General features: G+C 58.2%; 19 protein-coding genes. 6 read left to right on the forward strand and 13 right to left on the reverse strand.

The genetic code is table 11. The features are described from left to right. Positions 1-70: 70 nt before the first annotated feature. Positions 71-1609, reverse strand: a complete 1539-nt coding sequence (locus AB5Y83_RS16985) for an arylsulfatase (RefSeq protein WP_228023709.1) — start codon at positions 1607-1609, stop codon at positions 71-73. Positions 1610-2454: 845 nt separating this feature from the next. Here AB5Y83_RS16985 and AB5Y83_RS16990 point away from each other — a divergent pair. The 5 genes from AB5Y83_RS16990 (at position 2455) to rplY (ending at position 9802) form a co-directional block, all read left to right on the forward strand. After that, the gene (locus AB5Y83_RS16990; RefSeq protein WP_031227597.1) at positions 2455-3732 is read left to right on the forward strand and encodes an HD-GYP domain-containing protein; all 1278 of its coding nucleotides are present in this window, start codon (positions 2455-2457) and stop codon (positions 3730-3732) included. 120 nt (positions 3733-3852) lie between these two features. Then, complete coding sequence (locus AB5Y83_RS16995; protein WP_005333273.1) at positions 3853-4275, forward strand: CBS domain-containing protein; 423 nt, start codon at positions 3853-3855, stop codon at positions 4273-4275. Between the two features lie 240 nt (positions 4276-4515). Further along, on the forward strand, positions 4516-8415 hold the full coding sequence (gene hrpA / locus AB5Y83_RS17000; RefSeq protein ID WP_368175596.1) for an ATP-dependent RNA helicase HrpA: 3900 nt from the start codon (positions 4516-4518) through the stop codon (positions 8413-8415). 95 nt (positions 8416-8510) lie between these two features. Next, positions 8511-9398, forward strand: coding sequence for a hypothetical protein (locus tag AB5Y83_RS17005; RefSeq protein WP_368175597.1), 888 nt, complete (start codon positions 8511-8513; stop codon positions 9396-9398). Between the two features lie 116 nt (positions 9399-9514). Then, positions 9515-9802, forward strand: a complete 288-nt coding sequence (rplY, locus tag AB5Y83_RS17010) for a 50S ribosomal protein L25 (protein WP_005333252.1) — start codon at positions 9515-9517, stop codon at positions 9800-9802. Between the two features lie 106 nt (positions 9803-9908). Here rplY and AB5Y83_RS17015 read toward each other — a convergent pair whose 3' ends face one another. Further along, complete coding sequence (locus AB5Y83_RS17015) at positions 9909-10301, reverse strand: MerR family DNA-binding transcriptional regulator (RefSeq protein ID WP_368175598.1); 393 nt, start codon at positions 10299-10301, stop codon at positions 9909-9911. A gap of 122 nt (positions 10302-10423) precedes the next feature. Between AB5Y83_RS17015 and AB5Y83_RS17020 the strand changes: the two genes are divergently transcribed. Further along, positions 10424-11599: an acetyl-CoA C-acyltransferase gene (locus AB5Y83_RS17020; RefSeq protein ID WP_368175599.1), complete on the forward strand. Its 1176-nt coding sequence runs from the start codon at positions 10424-10426 to the stop codon at positions 11597-11599. Here AB5Y83_RS17020 and AB5Y83_RS17025 read toward each other — a convergent pair. From AB5Y83_RS17025 to AB5Y83_RS17075, 11 genes are all read right to left on the reverse strand, one after another. Beyond that, entirely contained in the window at positions 11596-12819 is a 1224-nt protein-coding gene (locus tag AB5Y83_RS17025; RefSeq protein ID WP_005333249.1) for an EAL and HDOD domain-containing protein, read from the reverse strand. The two genes, AB5Y83_RS17020 and AB5Y83_RS17025, sit on opposite strands and share 4 nt — an antisense overlap. Positions 12820-12934: 115 nt before the next feature. Next, positions 12935-14203: an OmpP1/FadL family transporter gene (locus AB5Y83_RS17030; RefSeq protein WP_258720555.1), complete on the reverse strand. Its 1269-nt coding sequence runs from the start codon at positions 14201-14203 to the stop codon at positions 12935-12937. 252 nt (positions 14204-14455) lie between these two features. After that, positions 14456-15742, reverse strand: a complete 1287-nt coding sequence (locus tag AB5Y83_RS17035; protein WP_005360328.1) for an outer membrane protein transport protein — start codon at positions 15740-15742, stop codon at positions 14456-14458. A gap of 402 nt (positions 15743-16144) precedes the next feature. Beyond that, positions 16145-16924 carry a DUF3379 domain-containing protein gene (locus tag AB5Y83_RS17040; RefSeq protein ID WP_058057640.1) on the reverse strand — a complete coding sequence of 260 codons (780 nt, stop codon included), beginning with the start codon at positions 16922-16924 and terminating at the stop codon, positions 16145-16147. Continuing rightward, complete coding sequence (locus AB5Y83_RS17045; protein WP_076494857.1) at positions 16917-17516, reverse strand: sigma-70 family RNA polymerase sigma factor; 600 nt, start codon at positions 17514-17516, stop codon at positions 16917-16919. Before AB5Y83_RS17045 ends, AB5Y83_RS17040 begins: the two co-directional genes overlap by 8 nt. 13 nt (positions 17517-17529) lie before the next feature. Next, positions 17530-19041 (reverse strand): hypothetical protein, encoded by a 1512-nt coding sequence (locus tag AB5Y83_RS17050; RefSeq protein WP_368175619.1) that lies wholly within the window; start codon positions 19039-19041, stop codon positions 17530-17532. Between the two features lie 20 nt (positions 19042-19061). Then, positions 19062-20513: a VWA domain-containing protein gene (locus tag AB5Y83_RS17055; protein WP_368175600.1), complete on the reverse strand. Its 1452-nt coding sequence runs from the start codon at positions 20511-20513 to the stop codon at positions 19062-19064. Continuing rightward, on the reverse strand, positions 20504-21496 hold the full coding sequence (locus tag AB5Y83_RS17060) for a VWA domain-containing protein (RefSeq protein WP_368175601.1): 993 nt from the start codon (positions 21494-21496) through the stop codon (positions 20504-20506). Before AB5Y83_RS17060 ends, AB5Y83_RS17055 begins: the two co-directional genes overlap by 10 nt. Continuing rightward, a complete protein-coding gene (locus AB5Y83_RS17065; protein ID WP_368175602.1) occupies positions 21493-22032 on the reverse strand; it encodes a DUF4381 family protein in 540 nt (179 codons plus the stop codon). The genes AB5Y83_RS17060 and AB5Y83_RS17065 overlap by 4 nt, the downstream gene beginning before the upstream one ends. Then, positions 22017-22919, reverse strand: coding sequence for a DUF58 domain-containing protein (locus AB5Y83_RS17070; RefSeq protein WP_368175603.1), 903 nt, complete (start codon positions 22917-22919; stop codon positions 22017-22019). Before AB5Y83_RS17070 ends, AB5Y83_RS17065 begins: the two co-directional genes overlap by 16 nt. Continuing rightward, positions 22910-23860 (reverse strand): AAA family ATPase, encoded by a 951-nt coding sequence (locus AB5Y83_RS17075; protein ID WP_368175604.1) that lies wholly within the window; start codon positions 23858-23860, stop codon positions 22910-22912. Before AB5Y83_RS17075 ends, AB5Y83_RS17070 begins: the two co-directional genes overlap by 10 nt. Positions 23861-23929 lie beyond the last annotated feature (69 nt).

A 23929-nucleotide genomic window follows, 5' to 3' on the forward strand; every position in this document is an offset into this window, starting at 1 on the left:
GCCGGCACGGGCGAGCCGGCTGGAAATTGAAAACGCCCACCAGAGAGTGATGGGCGTTGGAGTCACCGCCTTACTTGATGGTGGCGACTTTTTGCTTGAGTGCATCCAGCTCTGCCAGTTTGCCCTTGAGCATCAGGCTCTGGGAGCTAATGCTGGCCGGGTTCATCTGGAAGCTCTGCTGCATCGGATAGTTGGGCAGAGTGTCGAAGAACTCTTTCAGGATCCCCTGTGCAGGTACGAACAGCCACATGTTGTCTGCCATCCAGCGCAGATACATGCCTGACTCATGCGGTGCCTTCTCGAACGGGTCAGCGCGCAGGTTGATGATCTGCGGCCAGTTTGGAGTCACACGCGCCGCGTCGGTGATGTTGCCCTCCATGGTGGCAAAGTTCAGTTTGAAGTCATTCCAGCGCACGGCGTTGAGTTCGCCGTTTGAGGAGAAGTAGAGCATGGAGTTGCGCGGGGAGGTGTCGGCTTTTCCGGCGAGGTACGGCATGAAGTTGTAACCGTCCAGTTTCACCCGCCACTGTTTGCCGTTGGCCTTGTAGCCCTTGGCCAGCTTCTCTTTCACATCCGGTACACCGGCTGCGGCCAACAGCGTCGGCATCCAGTCCTGATGGGCCATCATGGCGTTGACTTTGGTGCCTGGCTTGATCACGCCCGGCCAGCGAACCAGTTGCGGAACCCGCATCCCGCCTTCCCATGTGGTGCCTTTTTCACCATAGAAGGGGGTGGTGCCGCCATCCGGCCAGCTGACGGTCTCGGCGCCGTTGTCAGTGGTGTAGATCACGATGGTGTTGTCGGCGACCCCCAGCTCGTCCAGTTTGTCGAGCAGGATCCCCACCTGATCATCGTGCTCCAGCATGCCATCGGCATAGATGCTGACGCCGGATTTACCCTGATACTTCTCTTGCAGACGGGTCCAGACGTGCATGCGGGTGGCGTTGTGCCAGATGAAGAAGGGCTTCTTGGCCTTGACTGCTTTCTCCATAAACACCAGCGAGGACTCGAGGAACTCTTCGTCGGCATGCTCCATGCGCTTGCGGGTCATGGGGCCGGTATCTTCAATCTTGCCGTCGGCAGAAGATTTGATGACGCCGCGTGGGCCGAACTTCTTCTTGAACTCCGGATCTTTCGGGTAGTAGTAGGTTTCCGGTTCCTCTTCCGCGTTCAGGTGATAGAGGTTGCCGAAGAACTCGTCGAAACCGTGCTTGGTCGGCAGGTGCTGGTTCTGATCGCCCAAATGGTTTTTGCCGAACTGAGCCGTCATGTAACCTTGCTCTTTGAGCAGATCACCGATGGTGGGGGCCCAATCCGGAATGCCGTGAGTGGATCCAGGCATGCCGATGGTCAGCAGACCGGTACGGAATGGCTCTTCACCGGTAATGAAGGCGGCGCGGCCGGCGGTGCAGGATTGCTGACCGTAGTGATCGGTAAAGAGGGCCCCTTCATTGGCGATCCTGTCCAGGTTTGGGGTCTGGTAGCCCATCATCCCCTGGTTGTAGGCACTGATGTTCCAGTAGCCGATGTCATCGCCCATGATGGCAAGAATATTGGGCTTGGCGGCTGCTGTGGCACTACCAGCGGTGGCCATTAAGGCAAGGCTCATGGCTATTTTGTTTATTTGAATGGCCATTATTGGCTCCACTCCTAATCTGATGTGAATTGGTACACAAAATGGGCGATGAAAGCAGCGTGCGTTTAACGCGGCGGAAATATCATCCCGTACAAGCTGTTGGAGGGGATGGAATACCCGGATGGGCACATTCCCCTTTATCGCTGTCGTTATGACCTGCAAAGAGTGATATGACCTGAATAGCCCGAGTTAACCGCAGCTTGGAAATCAGCTTTCAACAGTTTCAATCTATAAATCCCGTTTATCCTTGTCGCCTTATAGCGAATATAACCGCTGGTTATCCGTTATTTTTTCGCCGACCCTTCGGTCGCAAGCTATCGGGTGAGCTGCGAGCGAGCATGGGAAGCTGTGTCCAGAAGGCGGAGGTGTCTACAGCTATCGATGGCGATAAGGCGAATAAATGGGTGATGGAGTTCACAGTTCGGCTAATCAATTTAGGGGATGAGAGCTGTTATGAGCGTTGTGGTGTGCCTTTATTCAAAATTCTTACTGGCAAACCGAGCACTCTTTAATTCTGATTAAGTCATAATTAAGTAAAGTTGGGGTGTTGATTGTTTCGCTTAGATATGAGTTTTTAAAACTGCTCACAATGTCATCGCGAGATTTAAAAAGCCTGCTCGCATATTTTTGAACGGATACATATGACTTGAATGGGAGTGGTCAAATAAATCCAGCTGTGATCTTTGTCTATTCAAGGTGCCAGGGTCATAAATGCCTATAAAAACAAGGTAAAAGGCTCGGCTATTGACTAAGTTGATAGAAGGCGAAGCATAAAACAGCGCCATTTTGATACGACAACATCGCATGGGACCCGGATCATGGACAGAGCGCAGGGCGCAGCCCCCTTTTCATTGCAAGTGGATCTAAGGCAGGTTGTGTATGCCCTGTCAGCCTCGCTGGACCTGGTGGGCATTGGCGATGTGGCCCACGGTAAACGGGTCGGGATTATGGCTGCCGAGTGCAGCCGGGAGCTGGGGATGAGTGAGGCCGAACGCTGTCTGCTGTTCGAGTTGGGGGTGCTGCATGATATCGGTGTCTCCTCGACCATCACCCATCACCATCTGGTCAGCGAGTTCGATTGGGAGTCCTCCCAGCGCCACTGCGAGGTGGGATATCAGCTGCTCAAGGATTTCCGTTTGCTGGCCCCACTGGCCCTGCCTATCCGTTATCACCATACCCACTGGCACCTGTTGCGCGAGATGGCCGATGTGGACCCCAATGTAGCCCGTCAGGCCAACCTTATCTTTCTGGTGGATCGCTGCGATGCGTTGGCGGCACCCTACTATGGTGATGGTTCATTGTTGATGCATACCAACGAGATCCGCGCACGCCTGCAGGATTTCCGTGACGAGTTCTTTGCCCCCGAGCTGGTGGATGCCTTCCTCAAGGCGTCTCGCTCTGAGGCATTCTGGCTGCAGCTGGAAGCCCGCTCCATCAATGATTACATGCTGGAGATGCTGCAGGTGCGGGAGCCTTGCCTGACCTTCAACGGGGAGCTAAAAGCGCTGGCGCAGATCTTCTCCGGCATTGTCGACGCCAAAAGCCCATTCACGATGACGCATTCGCTCGGTGTGAGCAGGTTGTCTCGGGCACTGGCAGAATTGATGGGAGTCAGTGCCATCCATTGTGACATGCTGGAGATCGCCGGTTTGCTGCATGATCTGGGCAAGCTCAGGGTGCCGGACGAGATCCTCGACAAGCCTGCCAGCCTGACGAAAGAGGAGCGGGCCATCATCAATACCCACAGCTTCGAGACTTACCAGATCCTGCGCCACATCGAAGGGTTTGAGGAGATTGCCTGCTGGGCGGCCTATCACCATGAGGAGCCTGACGGTGAGGGCTATCCGTTCCACCTGCCGGCATCCGCCATGGCGCTCGAAGCGCGGATCCTGCGGGTCGCCGATATTTTTCAGGCCATGGTGCAGGACAGACCTTATCGGCGCGGCCTGCCTGCCCGTGACGCATTGACCTTTATGCAGCAACTGGCGGATCAGGGGCGGGTCGATCCCGCTGTGGTGGCGGTGCTGGCCGATCACTTGCCGCAGATGATGATGGCAGCCATTCCGGATCGCGAGCCGGATCATGCCATCAATTGAGGGAGAGGCTGGCCGCTGACTCATACTGCCGCGAGCCAGCTATGCTTGGAACAAGCCGAGCATGGTGCCGGTACCGGCGCACAAGACGCCAGCTTGATGGACTACCGTAGGGGAGCAGATATGGAATCGCTAAAAGCCAAGGATTATATGCAGAGCAGACCCATCACCTTCACTGCCGACATGATGGTGCAAGCTGCGGTCGAGAAATTTCTGAACAGTCATCAGCTCGGTGGCCCTGTGGTGGATGGCCAGGGCCATCTGATTGGCTGGATCTCCGAGCAGGATTGCATCGCAGTGCTGCTTAAGGAGGCCTATCACTGCGAACAGGTGGCGCAGGTCAAGGATGTGATGCGCAAGGAGGTGTTGTCGGTGGGTCCCGATACCAGCATTTTGAGTCTGGCGGAGATGATGATGGGGCAAAAGCCGAAGATCTATCCGGTAGTGGAGGAGGGGCGTCTGCTCGGGGTCATCAATCGTCACAATGTCATGCAGGCCATTCACGCCCAGCTCACCACCTGTTTTGTCCATCACACCCACGGTTAATCCTGTTTTTCTCTCTCCCAAGGCAAGCTTCGGCTTGCCTTGGCTATTTCATTTGCTGCCATTTATTCATGTTATGCCATCTTACAATGGTTGTTTTGTTATGTTTGAGGAGCGGCCAATCTCTCTGTCTTCCCATATATAACGCTACGTTAAGGCTTGCACCGTTCCCGCTCGCTCTTTAGGATCGCTCGCAGCTAATCGATATGGCCCCTCTGGGCACCTATTTAAGGAATTCGTACCTTGTCTCTCACTATCGAGGCGCTGCGCCGCCGTCTCTCTGTCTGCATGAATCTCGACGCCCGCCGCCTTTCCAGCCGTCTGCACGGGGTCAAGAAGCTGCCTGAAGGCAAACAGGCCGCCGTGCTGGAGACCATCGCCGCTGATTTGGCCGCCGCCGAAGTGCGCTATCAAACCCGTCTGGCCGGAGTGCCCAAGGTCACCTATCCGGACAACCTGCCGGTCAGCCAGAAGCAGGCGGAGATCGCCAAGGCCATTCAAGAACATCAAGTGGTGATCATCGCCGGCGAAACCGGCTCGGGCAAAACCACCCAGATCCCCAAGATCTGTCTGGCGCTCGGGCGTGGGGTCAAGGGCTTTATCGGCCACACCCAGCCACGCCGTTTGGCAGCCCGCACCGTCGCGGCCCGTATTGCCGAGGAGATGGAGTCCGAACTCGGTCACTACGTGGGTTACAAGGTGCGCTTTACCGATCAGGTGAGCGAGCAGACCCACATCAAGCTGATGACTGACGGTATTCTGCTGGCGGAGATCCAGAACGACCGGATGCTGACCCAGTACGACACCATCATCATCGATGAGGCCCACGAGCGCAGCCTCAATATCGACTTCATTCTGGGCTATCTCAAGCAACTGCTGCCCAAGCGCCCCGATCTCAAGGTGATCATCACCTCGGCCACCATCGACCCGCAACGTTTCTCCCGCCATTTCAACAAGGCGCCGGTGATCGAGGTCTCCGGCCGCACTTATCCGGTGGAGGTGCGCTACCGCCCACTTACCAGTGACAAGAGCGAAGGTCTTGAAGAGCGCGACGAACTGCAGGGCGTCTTCGACGCAGTGGAAGAGCTGGCCCGCGAAGGGCTGGGGGACATCCTTATCTTCATGAACGGCGAGCGGGAGATCCGCGATACTGCCGATGCCCTGCGCAAGCTCAATCTGCGCGATACCGAGGTGTTGCCGCTCTACGCCCGTCTCTCCAACGCCGAGCAGAATAAGGTGTTCCAGCCCCATGCTGGGCGACGCATCGTGCTCGCCACCAACGTGGCGGAGACCTCGCTGACGGTGCCGGGCATTCGCTACGTCATCGATCCGGGCACCGCCCGCATCAGCCGCTACTCCTGGCGTACCAAGGTGCAGCGCCTGCCCATCGAGCCGGTCTCCCAGGCCAGCGCCAACCAGCGTAAAGGGCGTTGCGGTCGGGTGGCGGACGGCATCTGTATCCGCCTCTACTCGGAGGAGGATTTTAACAGCCGCCCTGCCTTCACCGACCCCGAGATCCTGCGCACCAACCTGGCCTCCGTCATCCTGCAGATGCTGGCGCTCGGCCTTGGCAATATGGAGGCTTTCCCCTTCGTCGAGCCACCAGAGTCGCGCCATATCAAGGATGGCCTGACTCTCTTGAAAGAGCTGGAGGCGGTGCGCGAGCTGCCCGCCACCGGCGAGCGCGAAGCCAAGTTGCAGCTGACCGAGACCGGTCGCCAGCTCTCGCGCATCCCCCTTGATCCGCGTTTGGCGAAGATGGTGATCAGCGCGGCGCAGACCGGCTGCTTGAGCGAGGTGATGGTGATCACCGCGGCCCTCAGCATTCAGGATCCCCGTGAGCGACCCATGGAGAAGAAGCAGGCCGCCGATGAGCAACACAGGCGCTTTGAGGACAAGGATTCCGACTTCTTCGCCTTTGTCAATCTGTGGAACTACCTGAAAGAGCAGCAGGATGCCCTTGGCAGCAACCCGTTTCGCCGCATGTGCCAGAAGGAGTTTCTCTCCTACCTGCGGGTGCGCGAATGGCAGGACATTCACTTCCAGCTGCGTCAGACGGTCAAGGAGCTTGGTTTTAAAGCCAACCATGAACCGGCAGATTTCAAGACGGTGCACTGCGCGCTGCTGACCGGCCTCTTGAGCCATATCGGCAACAAGGATCTGGAAAAACCGGAGTTTCTCGGCGCCCGCAACGGCCGCTTCCACCTCTTCCCGGCCTCGGGTCTGTTCAAGAAGCCGCCCAAGTGGGTGATGGCCGCAGAATTGGTGGAAACCTCGCGTCTCTACGCCCGCATCAACGCCAAGATTGAACCCGAGTGGGTAGAGCCGCTGGCGGGTCATCTCATCAAGCTGCACCACAGCGACCCCCACTGGTCGAAGAAAAACGGCGCCGTGATGGCCAAGGAGAAGGTGACGCTGTATGGCCTGACACTGGTCAACGAGCGCACCATCAACTTCAGCCGTATCGATCCGGCGCTGTGCCGCGAGCTCTTTATACGCCGCGCGTTGGTGGAGGGGGATTTCGAGACCCGTCACCGTTTCTTCAGCGACAATCGCAAGCTCTTGGCCGAGGTGGAGGCGCTGGAGCACAAGTCCCGTCGGCGCGACATCCTGGTGGATGACGAGGACTTGTTCCGCTTCTACGATGCTCGTTTGCCGGAGGAGGTGATCTCCTCCCGCCACTTCGACAAGTGGTGGAAAGAGGCGCAAAAGCGGGATCCCGAACTGCTCAACTTCGAGAAAGAGATGCTGATGAAGGGGGATGCGGCCCACATCAGCGATCTCGACTACCCCAACTTCTGGCAGCAGGGGCGTCTCAAGCTCAAGCTGACCTATCAGTTCGAGCCGGGGGAGGCCGCCGATGGCGTGACCCTGCATATCCCGCTGCCGCTCCTGAATCAGGTGGAGGTGAAGGGGTTCGAGTGGCTGATCCCCGGGCTGCGTCACGAGCTGTTGGTAGCCCTCATCAAGTCGATGCCCAAGCCGATGCGCAAGAACTTCGTACCGGCCCCCAACTATGCCGATGCGCTGCTAGCCAGCATCAACCCCGAACAGGGGCCGCTACTGGACGAGATGGAGCGTCAGCTGCGCCGCATGACTGGCGTCACCGTACCTCGTGAATCCTGGGACTGGACTGCTGTGCCCGATCACCTGAAACTCACCTTCCGGGTGGTGGATGACAAGCACAAGAAGGTGGCGGAAGGGAAAGATTTGGAGGCATTGAAAGAGTCGCTGCGTGGCAAGGTACAGGAGACCCTGTCACAAGTGGCGGACGATGATATCGAGCAGTCCGGCCTCACCCTGTGGAGCTTTGGTGAATTGCCTCAGGAGTACAGCCAGAAGCGCGGCGGCTTCGAGGTGAAAGCTTATCCGGCGTTGGTAGACGAGAAAGATTCGGTCGCCATCCAGCTGGTGGAGAGTCCGGTGGTGCAGCAGCAGCTGATGTGGGCGGGCCAGCGCCGGCTGGTGCTGCTCAACGTGCCATCTCCCATCAAGTATCTGCAGGAGAAGCTGCCCAACAAGGCCAAGCTCGGGCTCTATTTCAACCCGTTTGGCAAGGTGGCGGAGCTGATAGATGACTGTATCGCCTGTGGCTGCGACAAGCTGATCGAGCAACATGGCGGGCTGGCCTGGGATGAGGCCGGTTTCGAGGCGCTCAAGGAGTATGTTCGCGCCGAGCTCAATGATGCGGTGGTGGAGGTGGCCAAGCAGGTGGAAGCCGTGCTGACGCTGTCCCATGAGATCAAGAAGCGGCTCAAGGGCAAGATGCAGCTCGATACCGCCTTTGCCATGTCGGATATCCAGCAGCAGCTCGGCAACCTTATCCACAAAGGCTTTGTCACCGAGACCGGCTGGCAGCGGTTGCCTGATTTGCTGCGCTATCTGCGGGCCATCGAGCGTCGCCTGGAGAAGCTGGCCATCGATCCCAACCGGGATCGGGTCTACATGCTCAAGGTGCACAGCGTGGAGTCGGAGTACAAGGCGCTGCTGGCCAAGATCCCCAAATCCCAGCTTATTCCCACCGAGGTGGCCAATATCCGCTGGATGATCGAGGAGCTGCGGGTGTCGTTCTTTGCCCAGAATCTGGGGACCCCTTATCCGGTCTCAGATAAACGTGTGCTTAACGCCATCGCTCAGTGCTAAGCTGCTATCTAACTGTTTTAACAGCATGATAGCGGGTGCTGAGAAGGGGTTGCCGGTCAGGTAGCCCCTTCAAACCGCAAGTCAGGGAGGCAAGGATGCTGGAGATCTGGTTGAGTGTGGCGCAGGTGGTGATCAGCGGTTATCAACCCATCGCGGAACAAACCTGGGTGCAGTTGAACCCGGAATATTACCCGCTGGCGCGCACGCCGCCTGCTATGTTTGTGGCTTGGCGTGGCAATCAGTTTCCGCCGCTTGCCCAAAAGCAAAAGCACGGTCGCTGGCAGATCCTCTTTCCAGCCCGGCTGGTCCCCCCTTTCGATCTGTTCGAGGGGGAGGCGCAGCTCTCCAAAACCTATCTGGCAAGGCTGCGGCGCATCGACGAGATGGCTTACGGGGTCGTCCCCGGGCAGGCTGTTGCGGCTGGTGCAATCGTGCAGCAGGGGAGTGGATTCCCTGCTTATCACGCGCAACCTGTCGCGCCCTTTATCGCCGAGTTCCGCACACCTCAAGAGGAGTTCGGTGGTGTTGATATGCTCACCGACCCCGCCGAGAACGAACCTCTTCTGGTTCAGCTGGGGGTGACCTTTCGCACTGCGGGGATGAGTGGTGCCCAAGGATATGAGGGAGTAGCGAGCACCGATATAGCGCTCGCCAGCCACACGGCTAGCTTATCCGCAGGCAGTGACGCCATGCTTACTCTCTCGGCTCCTGCGGCCGGCGGTCCACAAACCGTTTGTCATCAGGTCGCCGCAGGGGAGACCCTGTGGCGCATTGCCAACCAGTTATCCAGCGCCCGGGGAGCCGATACCTACAGCTATTTGCTGGCGCTGGTGGCAGAGAACCAGCAGCGGCTTGGCAAGAGCATTCGAGTCAGAACGGGGGAGGGTCTCTACTGCCCGCGCGCCGAGACCCTGGCGAAGTTTGATGCCCTGAGCCCAGCCCAGCGTCAGCAGCAATTCGCCCGGTTGGAGCAGGGGCGCTAAATGCAGAGTCGGTGCCTTGTATCCGAATTTGGCCCGTGGTAGTATTCGCGCTCGTTTTGCGAGGTGCTGACCGGTCGCAGTTAGCACCATAAATTCATCCAAAAGAGATACATACTATGTCTTTCGTATTCCAAGCTGAAGTCCGTTCTGACCTGGGGAAAGGTGCGAGCCGCCGCCTGCGTCAAGCTGACCAAGTTCCTGCCATCGTTTACGGTGCAGGCAAAGAAGCCCTGTCCATCACTGTTGACCACAAGAAAATGATCCTGGCTCAAGAGAAGCCGGAATTCTATGAGTCTGTACTGACTCTGGTTATCAACGGTGAAGAAGTTAACGTAAAAGTGAAAGCTATCCAGCGTCACCCGGTACGTTACAAGCTGATCCACCTGGACTTCGTTCGCGTTTAATAGCGAACCGTCAGGTTGAAGAAAAGCCACTCTCAGGAGTGGCTTTTTGCTATCTGGCATCTTGTGAGCAGGCTGAAGGGACTTACCTGATAAGCCAGCAAGGCGGTTATCCCAGCTGGCTAAGGGCTTGTTGGCAACGCTGCTCGGCGGCATCAAGCTCCAGCAGTACCATCCTGATATCTTCCATCTGCTGTTGCAGTGTCTCCCGTTTTTCCTCAACCAGTCCCAGCATGGTCTGTAACTGGGTGCGGCTGCTCTTGTCGGCATCATAGAGATCAAACAGCTCGCGGATCTCGGCGAGGCTGAATCCGAGCCGCTTGCCGCGCAGGGTGAGCTTGAGGCGAACCCGATCCTGCTTGCTGTAAATGCGGGCTTGTCCCTCTCGGGCGGGATTGAGTAACCCCTGATCCTCATAAAAGCGGATACTGCGCGTCGTAATATCAAATTCCCGGGCCAGCTCACTGATGCTGAAGCGCCGTCCTTCATCCTTGTTGTTCATACAGACTTCTTGGCGAACTAAATCCTGTCTGCACCTTACCTAAACGTAAACTGCACTGCAACTCTTGTTCCATTGCGTCAGAACCCCTATGTTATGGCCATGTAACAAACAGAGGCAGGCAAATGGATATTGCAATTGTGGCGGCAAAACGGACTCCGATGGGGGCGTTTCAGGGGGCATTGGCAGAGGTGACTGCGCCTGAGTTGGGAGCCTGTGCCATCGAGGCGGCACTGCAGCAAAGCGGGCTGAGTCCGGAGCAGGTCGATGAAGTGTTTATGGGCAATGTGCTGGCGGCGGGCGTGGGGCAAGCGCCAGCCCGGCAGGCGTTGTTGAAAGCAGGGTTGCCAGATAGTGTGCCTGCTACCACGGTCAACAAGGTGTGCGGATCCGGCATGAAAGCAGTGATGCTGGCGGCGGATACCATCCGCCTTGGTGACAACAGGGTGGTGGTCGCGGGGGGGATGGAGAGTATGAGCCGTGTCCCCTATCTGCTGGATAATGCCCGCAGCGGCTTTCGGATGGGGCATCAAAAGGTGCTGGACCACCTCTTCCTCGACGGTTTGCAAGATGCCTATGATGGCCAGTTGATGGGGATACATGCCCAGCGCAGCGCCGATCAGGCCGGTTTGACCCGCAGTGCCATGGATGAGTTTGCTCTTGCGTCGTTGCAGCGTGCGCGCGATGCGCAGCAAGCCGGCGCGTTTGCATCCGAGCTGGCAAGTGTCTATCGCGGTGATCGCTTGTTGCTGGCCGAAGACGAGCAGCCCGGCAAGGGCAGACCGGAGAAGATCCCGACCCTGAAGCCAGCGTTTGGCAAGGAGGGCACCATTACGGCAGCCAATTCGAGCTCTATCTCGGACGGTGCGGCGGCGCTGATATTGATGGATGGCGCCACGGCGCAAGCCTGGCAGGTACCAGTGCTGGCACGGATCGTCGGTTATCAGAGCCACGCGGCATTGCCCGCCGAGTTTACCTCTGCGCCCATTGGCGCCATTTCACGCTTGCTGGCGCGTCTTGCATGGTCGGTGGAAGAGGTGGATCTATTCGAGATCAACGAGGCCTTCGCCATGGTCACCATGCTGGCCATGAGAGGGGTCGGCATCCCTCATCACAAGGTCAATGTGCATGGTGGGGCCTGTGCACTCGGTCATCCGTTGGGGGCGAGTGGCGCGCGCATTCTGGTGACGCTGATCGCCGCGCTGCGGCAACGGGGTCTGCAGCGAGGCGTAGCAGCGCTCTGTATCGGGGGCGGGGAGGCGACCGCTATCGCGGTCGAAGTGAATGATGAGGCGAATTAATTGGTGGCTTCCATCGCCAGCAGTTGTTCCGTGACCCAGGTGGTGGCGGCCAGATAGAGGTGACTCACCTTATCCTCGCTCAGCCCCAGGCGGGCTGTTCTGGCCGTGACCCGTGACCAGTTGGCGCTTTCGTAATCTTCACAAAACGCGAGGTAGAAACCCAGATTGCCTTTGCGCTCCAGCAGCGCCAGCCGAATATCGTCGATGAGAGGGATAGTGCCGAGCAGCTTGTCCATCGGCTGCTCCATCAGTACATCCAGCAGGGAGAAGAGACCGGTGATAAAGGCTTGTTGTGCCTGCTGGCTCGGAGCGTGGGCGTGGGCCAGCAGTTCACAGAATCGGGCACGGATCATCGACATCTGGTAGAGCTCGGCGCTCTTGCCCTTGCCGGCGCTGGTCGCGGCTACCAGCGAAACAAAGCGCTTTAGTTGGGTGTTTCCCAGATAGATGGCAGCCTGGCGAAATGACGAAATAGGGTTGGTGTGACCTTTGAGATGGTTGACATAGCGCAACAGCTTGAGAGAGAGGGAGATATCCTGACCGAGTAGCTGCTCAATCTTGTTGATATCAGGCTCTGCCTCGTTGACCACGTTGAGCAACTGCATCACCACGACTTGCGCTGGCTCCATGGTGGCTTGCTTGACCATCTCGGGTCTGCTGAAGAAAAAGCCCTGGAACAGCTGGATCCCCAGCTGTTTGACCCGCTCGAACTCCGCCTTGTCCTCTACTTTTTCCGCCAGATAGGTGAGCCCCAGCGTCTGATGCCGCTGGATAAACACTTTGATCTGCATCAGGGGGGTGGCACGAAGATCAAACTTGATGATGTGGATAAAGGGGAGGAAGCGCTCCCAATCCGGCGACATGGTGAAGTCATCGAGTGCCAGTTGATATCCCAACTTGTGCAACTGTTTCACCTTTTCCAGCAGGGCATCATCCGGTGGGGAATCTTCCAGGATCTCAATCACTACTTTTTCGGGCGGCAGGCACTCTGCCAATCCCTCCAGCAGCAGTGAGTGGGGGAAGTTGATAAAGCAGGGGCGGCCGCCCAAGAGCTGATCGATATTTTGTTGCAGGAACTGTTCGACCACCAGGCGTGACGTCGCCTGTTGGGAGGAGATGCTCGGGAAGACATTATTCAGACTATCGCGAAAGAGCAGCTCATAGGCATGAGTTTTGAGGTCTCTGTCGAGGATCGGCTGTCTTGCTACGTAGGAATACATGCCTTGCTCCAGTAAAGGTACTGGGTTGATTTTATGGTGTTGCAGAACACTATGCCAGTGTTCACCTTATTGAGTAAGGCAATAATTGGCATAGCGTTTTTTGCAGGGAAGGAATTTAGAAGAGATAGCTCAATTGTGCACCAGCCAGCCAGGCATCCCCTTCAGAAGTGCCCTGGAAGGTGGAGGTCGTCATCGGATTACCCGGTTGCAGCTCCATTTTTTCAGTGACATCCACCTTTTTGCCATCGATCAGGGTCAGCCCCAGATCCACGGTCAGGTTGGGCGTGAACTGATACCCCATTCCCAGGCTGTACCAGAGGCGATCGGCATCCGGGATGGAAATGGTACGACGATCGGCTGGCACAGGGCTGGCGTCATAGGCCACACCGGAGCGCAGTTGCCATTTGGGAGTGACCTGATAGGTCATACCGATGGCGTAGCGCCAGCTATCTTCCCAGTGCTCGTCCTTGATGTGCATGTTCTGCAAATTGTTGAGATCAGCTTCCAACTGAACGAATTTGCTCCAGTTGGTCCAGTTCAGGCTGCCGTGGAGAGCCAGCTTGTCAGTCAGCTGATGGAACGCCGCCAACTCTGCCGTCGCTGGCAACGGCAGATCAAGACTACCGGTATCTCTGATCTCGGTAACGGAGCCATCTGCATTGGGTCGGCCCACGATAGCATCTCCCGAGAGGGTCAAAGTGACATCGTGACGGTAGGAGAGGCCAATTCGGGTTTGTTCGGACAACTTCAGCAAGGTGCCGACATTCCAGCCCCATGCCCAGCCATCCCCTTGCAAATGTTTTGCGATCAGGTTGCGAGAAGGGAAGGTGCCACCGACTTCGCCTTCGCCCTGAATAGCAGAGATCCCGGCACCAATTGACCACATCTCATTGATGCGATAGGCGAGTGAGGTACCCAGATCCATGGTCTTGATATCGGAGACATTGCCAAAGTGTCCCGCGCTGTAGTTATCCGGCATCTTGACGCCAAGGCCGTAGTAAGAGGTTGCCGAGAAGCCTAGTCGCCACTGCTCATTGAGTGGAATGATGAGATAGGCGTTGGGTACCCAGGCTGCGGCGGCGATATCGTGTGCACTAGCATCGGAGGTGACGATACCGGCTTTGGTCGGCAAGCGGGTGTTGCCTTCAATATTGACGTCAGGACTGACATAGATGACTCCGCCAGAGAGCGCCATCTGATCGAAGCGGGTCATGGCTGCTGCATTGCGGGAGAGTACACTGGCGTTATCCGCGATGGCTGCCTCACCGGCAAAGGCGCGTCCCAGTCCTGTAGCGGACTGTTCAGCCAATTGGAACCCGGCGGCATGGGTCTGACCCGCGATCACCAGCAGGGCGATGGCGGACGGTTTGATGATGGGATGCATGGCAAAATCCTTGCTGTTACCCGAAGGTTCAATCGGTCATATGAATGGAGGCAGGATTTTATATGGTATGACCAGTAAGGCAACGGTAATGGCCAGTATCTGGATAAAACAAGATTAAATGCTGGGATGATGCACTCTAATAGCTTGATTGGAAAAGAAAAATAAACACGTGTGTGCTACATGTGTGCGCTGAAATCTAAGTTATGGATAAAAAAAGAGCGCCTGGCGGCGCTCTTTCCATTCTATCAATAATCAGAACTTCATGTTGAACTGGGCAGAAGCCAGGAAGGCGTTGCCGTGGGAAGTTCCTTTCCAACGCAGGCTGTCGGAGTGGCTACGCAGACCTTCGTTGACGTCAACTTCTTTACCGTCCAGATAAGCCATACCAAAGTCAACGCTCATATCGGTGTTGATATGGTAGGTGGCACCGGCGCTGTACCAGATACGGTCTGAGTCGGGAATGCTCAGGCTGCGGTAGTCAGCTTCGATCGGGGTGTTGTCATAGGCAAAGCCCATGCGAGCTTCCCATGCCGGGTTGATATACCAGGTACCACCGATGGAGTAGCGAGTAGAATCTTTGAACTTCTCATCCTTTTGCAGACATACGCCGCCAGCACATTGGCTGCTGGTTGCTTTCAGCTCCTGGAAGGCGCTCCAGTCAGTCCAGTTTACAGAGTAATGAACAGCAAACTGCGGGCTCAGGCGATGGTAACCGGCGAACTCGGCTTGTGCAGGCAGATCCAGCTTCAGGTTGCCATCCACGGTGCGATTCAGTGAGCTTGCGCCTTGGAAATCACCGTCAAAGCTCATATCGACTTGTGAACGGTAGGTCAGTGCGAAGCGATGGTTTTCATTGACTTCATACAGGGTACCAACGTTCCAGCCAAAGCCCCAAGTGTCGCCTTTAAGGTGAGCCAGACGAGTATCTGTCGGCAGCGGGCCACCTTGGCTAGGTGGGTTCAGTGGGCCCAGCAGACCGGCATAGCGGTTGAGTTCGGCGGCACCGTAAACGGCGTTGATACCGGCACCGACACTGAAGTGTTCGTTGACACGATAGGCAATGTTCGGGTTGATATTGAAGGTCATCAACTCGGTATCGCCAGCACCGGCACCAGCCGGGAAGGTTTTGGAGTATTCGGTGGAGAGACCGTAGTTGGAGAAGATGCCAATACCCCAAGCCCACTGGTCATTCAGCGGCTGAATAAAGTAGGAGGCGGGAACGAAGGCTGCCGGAGCAATGCCACTTTCGCTGGCTGGCGCCATTTTGTTCGCGCCAGCGTAAACAGCACCATCCACATCGACATCCGGTTTGATGTAGGTGCCGGAGACAGAAACTGCCATCTTGTCGAAGGTGGTCATGGCCGCAGGGTTACGGGCCAGAACAGAGGCGTTGTCGGCGATAGCCGCTTCACCGGCATAGGCGCGACCCAGACCGGAGGCCGAGTGCTCGTTCAACTGGAATGCCGCGGCATGGACTTGACCGGTGGCCAGCGCGATGGTGGCGGCAATCAGGCTCTTCTTGAAAATAGTTGTCGTCATGGTGTTCTCTCTTGTAGGCAGATTTTTTTGCCGATATTGGCTGCACGTTCAATGCAAACCTCGACAAAATCCGTTTTTATTTCAGCTTCTTCCCAATCAATTCTGGCGTGATTCTATGGATCTGGTAGGAGGTAAGAAATCAGACCAGTGACAGCAGAATACATAAAAGTGATCGATGTGTTAATCATTTGTTTTAACTTGCTGTTTAATTCATCATTTTGAGGGTGTAAAGGTGGATTATTGACCTGGATTGCCGATCTCCGTCACAAAAAAAATTTTGTCAATTTTTCGAAATCTTGAGGCAAATGAGTGACAAAGGGGAGTAATCTGGGGGGGAACAGGCAGCGGCTCGTGACCGCCGCCTGCTATTGAGGATGGATCTGAGGTTGTTAACCAGCGATGTTAAATGTCCCACTGCAGACGTGACTGCAGGGCGTTGGCAACGGGGGCAAGTGGCTCTCTCATCTCGCCAATCAGTACCATATTGGCGCCTTTGAGCTGGACAATCTCTCCTTTGAGGGTGCCATCTTCAAAGGTGGCCTGTTGCAGGGTTAATGGCACATGTTTGGGCACTAAAAAGAGAGTGACTGGCCCCATCTTTCCCTGGATCACCATGTGCAAGGCTGGTCCCTGATAAAACGAGCAGTGATTGACATAGGTCACCTTGAGCCCATCCATCCCGCTTAAGGTGGCGCCATACTTCTCCATCTTGGCATTGATGTTATGCAGATTGACCTGCTCATCGACACCTTCAATAAAGGGTTCTTCGCCATAGACATGAGCCATCGCCACCTGTGCGAGGGAGAGGGCCGCAGGAGCCGTTTCTGGCAGCGTGATCCAGCGGGTGCTCATTCCCAGCAGGAAGGCGACCGATGCAGCCAGGGCGATCTGGCGCCAGGATGTTGATGTCCGGAGCTTGACTGGCGCCGTGCCAAGGGGTCGGGATGGCGGCATCTCATCTTGCGCGTCACTGTCTTGCAGCATGGCTTGCCTGAGCAGGATCCGTTCGGCCAGTCCGGCGGGAACCTCTACCTGCATGGCGCGCTTGAGGCTTCTGTCGAACTGCTTCATCTCGTCGAGATAGTTCCGATTGGCTTGGCTGGCTTCAGCTGTTTTGAGAAAGTCCGGTTGTTGATCGTTGGGCTGGATCATGGCGTTGCGGCGAAATTCGAGTTCATCCATGTCCGTGTCCTCTTGCTTGGTTCTTCTGCTCCATCGCCTCCTTGATCTGGTTGCGGGCGCGAAACAGTCGGGTCATGACGGTGTTTTTGTTGAGGCCGAGCATCTCGGCAATCTCCTCACCACTGAATCCTCCCACGACTTGCAGCAGCAGTGGCTCCTGATACTCCTCGGGCAACCGGGCGATGTGACGGTGCAACCACTCGTTCTCCATTTCCTGTTCGCTGTGCAGCGCATCGTGCTGGGGCTGAGGGTGATCGTCGAGATCCACCAGCTCCAGCTGTTTGCGTTCAAAGCGGCGGGCGTTCTCCCGTCTGAGGATTGTGATCAGCCACCCTTTGGCCGCCTTGTCATCCTGCAGGGTGTCGATAGCCTTCCAGGCACGCAGGAAGGTCTCTTGCACCAGATCTTCCGCCACGTTGGGATCCCGGGTCAGCCAGTAGGCATACCGGTAGAGATCGCCATGCAGCGCATGAACCAGTGCTTCAAATTTGGTTTGTTTGTCAGCCATGGGATCAGAGACCGGTGAAGTGTCCGGATCATTTCCACCAATATGCTGCTGAGCACGTTTTTTTTTAAAAAACAGCAGTGCCATAGGGCAATCCTTGTCAGGGGGCGTGGCGGCGGGAGCGGGAACTCCCGTGGGCCAGCAGGTAAATCAGGTACGCAATACCGGCCATTTCATCAGCCCTGAGGGTACGCGCCAGAGCGCGCCACTCGATGGACGGACCAGAAGAGGGCCGTGCAAAACAGGCTCGCTCGAGTGCGGCGAGCGCGTTGCCGAGTCGATTATGCCCAGCGTCGGGCAACTGGCCTAATTGATAATAGGAGACCTGCCAGCGCAAGGTCGCCCACTTGATCAGCGCCTTGCGACTGGCATCCGGCTGGTGTTGGGCAAGGGCACGTTGCAGTTGATAGAAGGCTCGCCAGCGGGGCCAGTGGCGCCATAGTGAACGCAGCATTATGGCCAGCACGACCCACCAAAGGCTCTCTCGCAGTGCCATCTGTGATGTCTGCTGATCAGGTTGCCGATTTGTCGTTGCCTGAAACGTCAGCGTGATGGCACGGAGGCTGGCCTGCTCAATCCGGCCGCTTTGGGTATTAAACCAGGGCAGATCAATGGGGGGAAGCTGATAGTCGCCGCTCTGCTCCGCGACCAGAGTCTGGCGCCACTGTCGCTCAAACAGCAGCTTGCCATCTCGGTAACGCTCCTGCTGTTGCTCGCCATCGGGATGTGCCTGTATGCCGTTTGGCAGTTGATGGGCCATCAGGGGGGCAAGCTGGATCTGGCCGCTGTCACCATTTTCCATGGTCAGGGTGAGGATACGGATCAGCGGTTCACCCACTTCCCCCGTGGAGGCCGGTTCAAGCCGTTGACTCAGGGTCAGCCGGGTGGCCACCGGTGTGGCGGGGGCTTTGTCGACCCTCACCTCGAGTGGTGCCGCACGGGCCGAGAGTTTTTGCGGCTTGCCCCCTTGCGGCGTGAGCTGCCCCTGCAAGCGGGGTGAGTCGAGGTACCAGAGTCCCGGCGCTTTTGCCTGAATAAGCCAGCTGCGGGTGAGCCTGCCGGGCAGACCAGCCTGAGCGGGGGCGATCCACTCGTCGCTACCGAGGCGACGGATAGTGAAGTGGGCAGAGCTGAGCTCGCTCAGGGCCGGGTTTTGCATGCTGGTAGGCAGCCACAGTGTCAGCCGGTAGATCACCGGCTGGCCGGGATAGAGCGGGCCCTGATGATCAAGGCTGGCCTGCATCTCAAGGGGCGAGGGTGCCTCGGGCTGTGGCAGCGCCGCTGTTTTCACCTCTCTCAATGGTAGGGTGAGCGAGGGGGTGAACTCATTTCCCAGCTTGAGCGGGGCAATCACCACCTCTGTATTTGCGGGGGAGTTGCTCTGGTGCAGCGGGATCTGCCAGCGAGTCAGTTGTTGTACCGGGGTCGTGACCCGGCTCATGGTCACTCTGCCTACTGCAAACTGGCGCAGTAATGGGGTGATCTCCAGTTCGTTGCTCTGGCGCTCGCCATCCGCTTCGATGATCAGCAGCCAATCGCTGGGGTCAGCCCCCGGCAGCAGCTCTGCCCTAGGGGGCAAAGCCCAGCAAAGTTGACTCGCGAGTGCGAGCAACAGCCCCCATCCAGCCTGCGTCACCAGGGCTCCTCCACCTTGATAAGGTCTCTGCGCAGCGCCTCTTTGCGCAGTCGCTGCTCCAGCAGCAACACTGGGGGAGAGGGTGGCAAGGGCATTGTTGCTGCCTGCTGAGCTGCCGATGGTTCGGGCTGTTTGCTATTGCTGGTATCGGGAGCGGCGGTCGCTCCACCCTGTAACAGAGAGAGGTTATAGAGCGCATCTTCATGGCCGGGATCCAGTGCCAGGGCCGCCAGATAGGCCTCCTTGGCGGCCGCAAACTCCCCCAGTTGCAGCAGGGCATTGCCGCGGTTGTAGTGGGCGGTGGCGCTCGTCGCTTCCTGATAGGCTGCGATGGCTTGTCGGTAGGCTCCGGCCCGATACCAGGCGTTGCCGCGCCAGATCGGATCGTCGAAAGTGCGGGCGGCCTGTTGAAAATTTCCCTGTTGATAATCCTGCATCGCTTGCAGATCCCCCCTCTCTGTTGCTTGCAGATCTTGTGGCGCAAGCAGCTGAGCTCCCACCATCAGCGCCATCATCAACCGGGCGCCGACTCTGGCCAGCAAGGCCAGTGGTAACAAGGGGATCAGCAGCCAGGGGCCAAGATCCAGTGGTGCCGGGGTGAGGGCCGAGGTGGTGGTGGGCAGCGGTGCAAAGTGAGGGACATCGCTGCCAAGCCACTGCAGCTCACCGCCGAGGCGATTGGCCAGTGCGGCAATGGCCTGACTATCGGGGGCGGGCAACTGCGCGGGCATGCGGGTGGCAAACCCCAACTCATTGGCCGGAATGGCGGGCATGGGGGCCGGTTGACCGCTGCTGGCGAGCAGAATATCGAGGCGTGCCGACTGGGTGTCGCGGCAGAGAAGGCGTTGCTGGCAGGGCCACAGAGCAGCGATTTGGGTCATCTGATTCTGAGTGAGGTCGTCGGTGATCAGCAGCAGACGCGCTTGTTCTCCAGGGGCCAGCTGCTTCATGGCAAGTTCCACCGCCCGTGCCGGGTTGCTGCCCTGCAACGGCATGATATCGGGGCGCAAGTCGGGCAGTAGCAGCGAAAGGGCCTGATGATCCCGGGTTGGCGGCATGGCGAGGTAGGCGTCGCCTGCGTAGAGGATCAGCGCAATGCGCTCGCCCTTGGCGCGGCTCAGCAGCTGCTGTAATTGCCATCTGACCCGGGTTGCCCGATCCGGTTTGAGATCGGTGGCGGTCATCGAGCGTGACAAGTCGAGCAGCCAGATATCGAGCGGCGCCGCAGGTTGCTGTTGCAGCTCACCGCGCAGTGCCGGTCCGCTCAGGGCCAAGATGACGGGCAGTGTTGCCAGCCAGAGCCAGGGGCGCTGAGGACGTGAGGCTGGCAGCAGATAAGCCTGCATCGCAGGTGCAAGCAGCGGGGGCCGGCGACGACGGTGCCACCCTTGCCAGAGCCAGGGGATGAGTGCGATCAGCCACAGGGGACGGAGCAAGATCAACTCCATCTGTGCGCGCCTCGTGCCAGCCAGCTATGCACCTTGCGAAACTCCTGCCTGCCGTGCCCTGATGGCAGAAGTAGCAAGCCACAAAGCAGTGCCAACGGCCAGGGGTAGAGCTCGATCACCGGTTGGTACTGGGCAATCGGCATGGGGGCAGGTTCAAGGGCATTGAGAGTCGCGTTGAAGGCATCGAGATCGCTTTGGGTGCGTGCCCGAAAGTAACGCCCTTGGCCTGTCTGTGCCAGCTCTTTCAGGAGCGGTTCGTCCAGTTCGCTGCTGGGATCGGCCTGACCGCTGCCCGCCTCATCGTAGGGTTGGATAAAGGTATCGGGATCGGCCCCGACCCCCAGCGTGTAGATCCGTATTCCCTGCTCTGCGGCGAGTTTGGCCTCCTGCAGCGGGTCGGCATTGCCTGCGGTATTGCGGCCATCAGTGACCAGCAGCAGGGCGGTGGGGCGACCCGGATCCCCATGCTGACGTGCCAGCTGGATCGCTTCGCCAAGGGCGGTGGTTCGGCCGACCAGATCAAAATCGAGCTCGTCGCTCAAGGTCAACAGTGCCGGAATCTCCTGAGTGAGGGGAGAGAGCAGATAGGCGTGATCGGCAAAGACGATGAGGCCCACCCTGTCTCCGGCCCGTTTGGCGATCAGCGCCTTGATCTGCTGGCGCACCGCCGTCAGCCGCGCTTGTTGTTCGCCGTTATCGAGCATATCCGGGGTGCGCATGCTGTCTGACAGATCCACTGCCAGCAGCAGATCCCGACTCCCTTCATATTGGATCACCGGTTCCCCCCACCACTGGGGGCGGCAGAGGGCGAGGATAAGGGCGCACCAGAGCAGCATGGCGTGCCAGAGCGGCAATCCGGCCTGAGGACGCAGCAGCGCAAACCCAGGGTGAGCCAGATAGCCGCGGCGCAGGGGCGGCAAGCCGAAGCGCACCAGCAAGGGCAGCACCAGCGCCAGCGCAAACCAGGGCCACGCCAGGGTCATGAATGCCTCCGTGCGGTTTTACGCCCCGAGCGGGGAGAGCGTTGCAAGAAGAGGGTTTGACCCCAACGGCGATAATATTGCCGAAGCTGTTCACACTGCTCGCGAGTCGGGTTCTGGCTGCCATAGAGCCAACTGCTCCAGTGAGGTGAGAACTGGCTAAAATTGCTGTCCCCGTGACGATCGACGAAGGCGAGCCACGCCTCTCCCTGCAGCTGGCGCGCCTCGGGCCAGCGTTGCAATGCTTCATGACGCAGGGCCTCCTGTATGCGTGCCACCAGCAGTGCCGGCTCTCCCTCCAGCTGACGACACCAGCGGCGGTAACGTATCACCCTGCGGGCAATCAGGACGATCAGCAGCAGCAATAACGCTGTGATCAATAGCCACAATAGCGCCTGCACTCTGGGGTCAAGACTCTGTTCAATCAGATCTGGCCCCGGGTGGATGTCGCGCATCAGGGCGGCCAGCGGCGGAGTGATGGCGTCGGAGGCGGGACTGGCGCTGTCGAGTTCGGCGAGGGAGATCATCCCTGATGACATAACCCCTCCTGCCACTGTTGTTGCAGCGTCTTGCCGTTATCGAGCAGATAGAGGCGCTGCACCAATGGCAACAGCAACTGTTTGCCGTGGGTCAGTTGCTGTTCGGCGGCATACCGGTAGCGCTGGGAGAAACCGGCGTGGCCCCCATCCAGCCAGCCCTGATAGTGTTGCCCTGGCCGATCAATGGCCACCGGCAGTTGGCCATCAGAGGGAAGGGCTGCCTCGAGGGGGTCACGGATCTGCCAATAGTGAATATCGTGGCGACGGGAGAGCAGTTGCAATTGCTGACAGAGCGCCGACTCGCAGGGTCTGTGATCGGTGATGATCGTCAGCTTGGCACCATGAGGCAGCTGCACGCCGGACAAGGTGTCGGCCAGCGAGTGAGAAAGCGCCCGGCGGGCCAGCCCTTGCTGATAGAGATGGCAGAGGGATTCGAGCAGGGGCAGCACGCTGCCGCGCTGGCTCTGGTGATGGGGGATAAGCCCGTGGCAGATCAGGGTGTTGTGCTGCTTCTCCCCTTGCCAGATCAGGGCTGCAGCCAGCTCGCACCCCAGACGCGCCTTGAGCTGCAGTGTGGAGCCGAAATACATGGCGGGAGAGAGATCGAGCAGCAGCCAGTGCGCCTGATCGAGCTCCTCGCTATAGAGGCGGGTAAAGGGACGACCGAGGCGTGCGGTCACTCGCCAGTCGATATGGCGCACCTCGTCACCAGCCTGATAGGCGCGCAGCTCCCGAAACGTGAGTCCGGGAGAGCGGCCCGGTTTGCCGCGTTCGCTGCTGCTTCTGCCTGCGTGAGGTGGCTTCCTGGCCTTGGCCCAGAGCCGGATATTGAGCAGCCGTGGCAGCGACAGGGCGATATCGGGATGGAGCTCCGGCGCTAGGGACATGGCACCTGATCCAGCAGTTGGGCGATCAGGATATCGTTATCCAGATTGTCGGCCAGTGCCTGATAGCTGGGAATAAGGCGGTGGCGCAGCACCGGATAGGCTTGCAGCTGGATATCTTCCGGCAGCACATAATCTCGTCCGGCAAGCCAGGCTCGGGCGCGGGCGGAGCGAGCCAGCCCAAGTGTGGCGCGGGGGCTTGCCCCCACGACAATCAATGGCTCAAGGGCAGGGCAAAGACCGCTGCCCGGGCGAGTGGCGCAGACCAGCTCCACCAGATAGTGCTCCAGTCTGCTTTGCATGGTCACCGCCAGCACTTCGCTGCGGGCACGTTGCAAGCTGGTCTGGCTCAGGGTCACCGGCGCCGCACCAAGCTGTTCGCCGCTGGCATTGAGCTGCAAGATGGCGAGCTCCATCGTAGGGCTCGGGTAATCCACCATCAGCTTGAGCAGAAAGCGGTCGAGCTGGGCTTCCGGCAGGGGATAGGTACCCTCCTGCTCGATAGGATTCTGGGTGGCGGCGACCATAAAGAGGGGTGGCAGCCGCCAGCTTTTTTTGCCCACGGTGATCTGGTGTTCGGCCATCGCCTCCAGCAGCGCTGATTGCACCTTGGCCGGTGCCCGGTTGATCTCGTCCGCCAGCACCAGATGGTTGAAGAGGGGGCCTGGTTGGAATACAAAACTGGCATCCTGCGGGTGAAACACCTCGCTGCCGGTGAGATCGGCGGGAAGCAGGTCAGGGGTAAACTGGATACGGGCAAAGCGTCCCTCGACGGCACCAGCGAGCGCCTTGACGGCGCGGGTTTTGGCCAGCCCGGGGGGCCCTTCGATTAACACATGTCCTTCACATAACAGGGCAATCAGGAGCCCTTCTATTAGCTCCTCCTGCCCCAGGATCTGACTGCCAAGATAGTCCCTAAGTGCTCTGAACTCGGCCGCTGCCATGCGATAAACCCTTTGTTTTTATGGAAGTTGATCTTTTTATACTCCAGTTGCTTCCCAAGGGCGAGCAAA

Origin of the sequence: Aeromonas sp. R5-4, from assembly GCF_040908215.1 — a bacterium.
GTDB lineage: Bacteria > Pseudomonadota > Gammaproteobacteria > Enterobacterales > Aeromonadaceae > Aeromonas > Aeromonas veronii.

Coding starts and splice junctions, on each gene's coding strand:
- AB5Y83_RS16985 (WP_228023709.1), bottom strand. CDS start 1,609: ATGAGCCTTGCCTTAATGGCCACCGCTGGTAGTGCCACAGCAGCCGCC.
- AB5Y83_RS16990 (WP_031227597.1), top strand. CDS start 2,455: ATGGACAGAGCGCAGGGCGCAGCCCCCTTTTCATTGCAAGTGGATCTA.
- AB5Y83_RS16995 (WP_005333273.1), top strand. CDS start 3,853: ATGGAATCGCTAAAAGCCAAGGATTATATGCAGAGCAGACCCATCACC.
- AB5Y83_RS17005 (WP_368175597.1), top strand. CDS start 8,511: ATGCTGGAGATCTGGTTGAGTGTGGCGCAGGTGGTGATCAGCGGTTAT.
- rplY (WP_005333252.1), top strand. CDS start 9,515: ATGTCTTTCGTATTCCAAGCTGAAGTCCGTTCTGACCTGGGGAAAGGT.
- AB5Y83_RS17015 (WP_368175598.1), bottom strand. CDS start 10,301: ATGAACAACAAGGATGAAGGACGGCGCTTCAGCATCAGTGAGCTGGCC.
- AB5Y83_RS17020 (WP_368175599.1), top strand. CDS start 10,424: ATGGATATTGCAATTGTGGCGGCAAAACGGACTCCGATGGGGGCGTTT.
- AB5Y83_RS17025 (WP_005333249.1), bottom strand. CDS start 12,819: ATGTATTCCTACGTAGCAAGACAGCCGATCCTCGACAGAGACCTCAAA.
- AB5Y83_RS17030 (WP_258720555.1), bottom strand. CDS start 14,203: ATGCATCCCATCATCAAACCGTCCGCCATCGCCCTGCTGGTGATCGCG.
- AB5Y83_RS17035 (WP_005360328.1), bottom strand. CDS start 15,742: ATGACGACAACTATTTTCAAGAAGAGCCTGATTGCCGCCACCATCGCG.
- AB5Y83_RS17040 (WP_058057640.1), bottom strand. CDS start 16,924: ATGGATGAACTCGAATTTCGCCGCAACGCCATGATCCAGCCCAACGAT.
- AB5Y83_RS17045 (WP_076494857.1), bottom strand. CDS start 17,516: ATGGCACTGCTGTTTTTTAAAAAAAAACGTGCTCAGCAGCATATTGGT.
- AB5Y83_RS17055 (WP_368175600.1), bottom strand. CDS start 20,513: ATGGAGTTGATCTTGCTCCGTCCCCTGTGGCTGATCGCACTCATCCCC.
- AB5Y83_RS17060 (WP_368175601.1), bottom strand. CDS start 21,496: ATGACCCTGGCGTGGCCCTGGTTTGCGCTGGCGCTGGTGCTGCCCTTG.
- AB5Y83_RS17065 (WP_368175602.1), bottom strand. CDS start 22,032: ATGTCATCAGGGATGATCTCCCTCGCCGAACTCGACAGCGCCAGTCCC.
- AB5Y83_RS17070 (WP_368175603.1), bottom strand. CDS start 22,919: ATGTCCCTAGCGCCGGAGCTCCATCCCGATATCGCCCTGTCGCTGCCA.
- AB5Y83_RS17075 (WP_368175604.1), bottom strand. CDS start 23,860: ATGGCAGCGGCCGAGTTCAGAGCACTTAGGGACTATCTTGGCAGTCAG.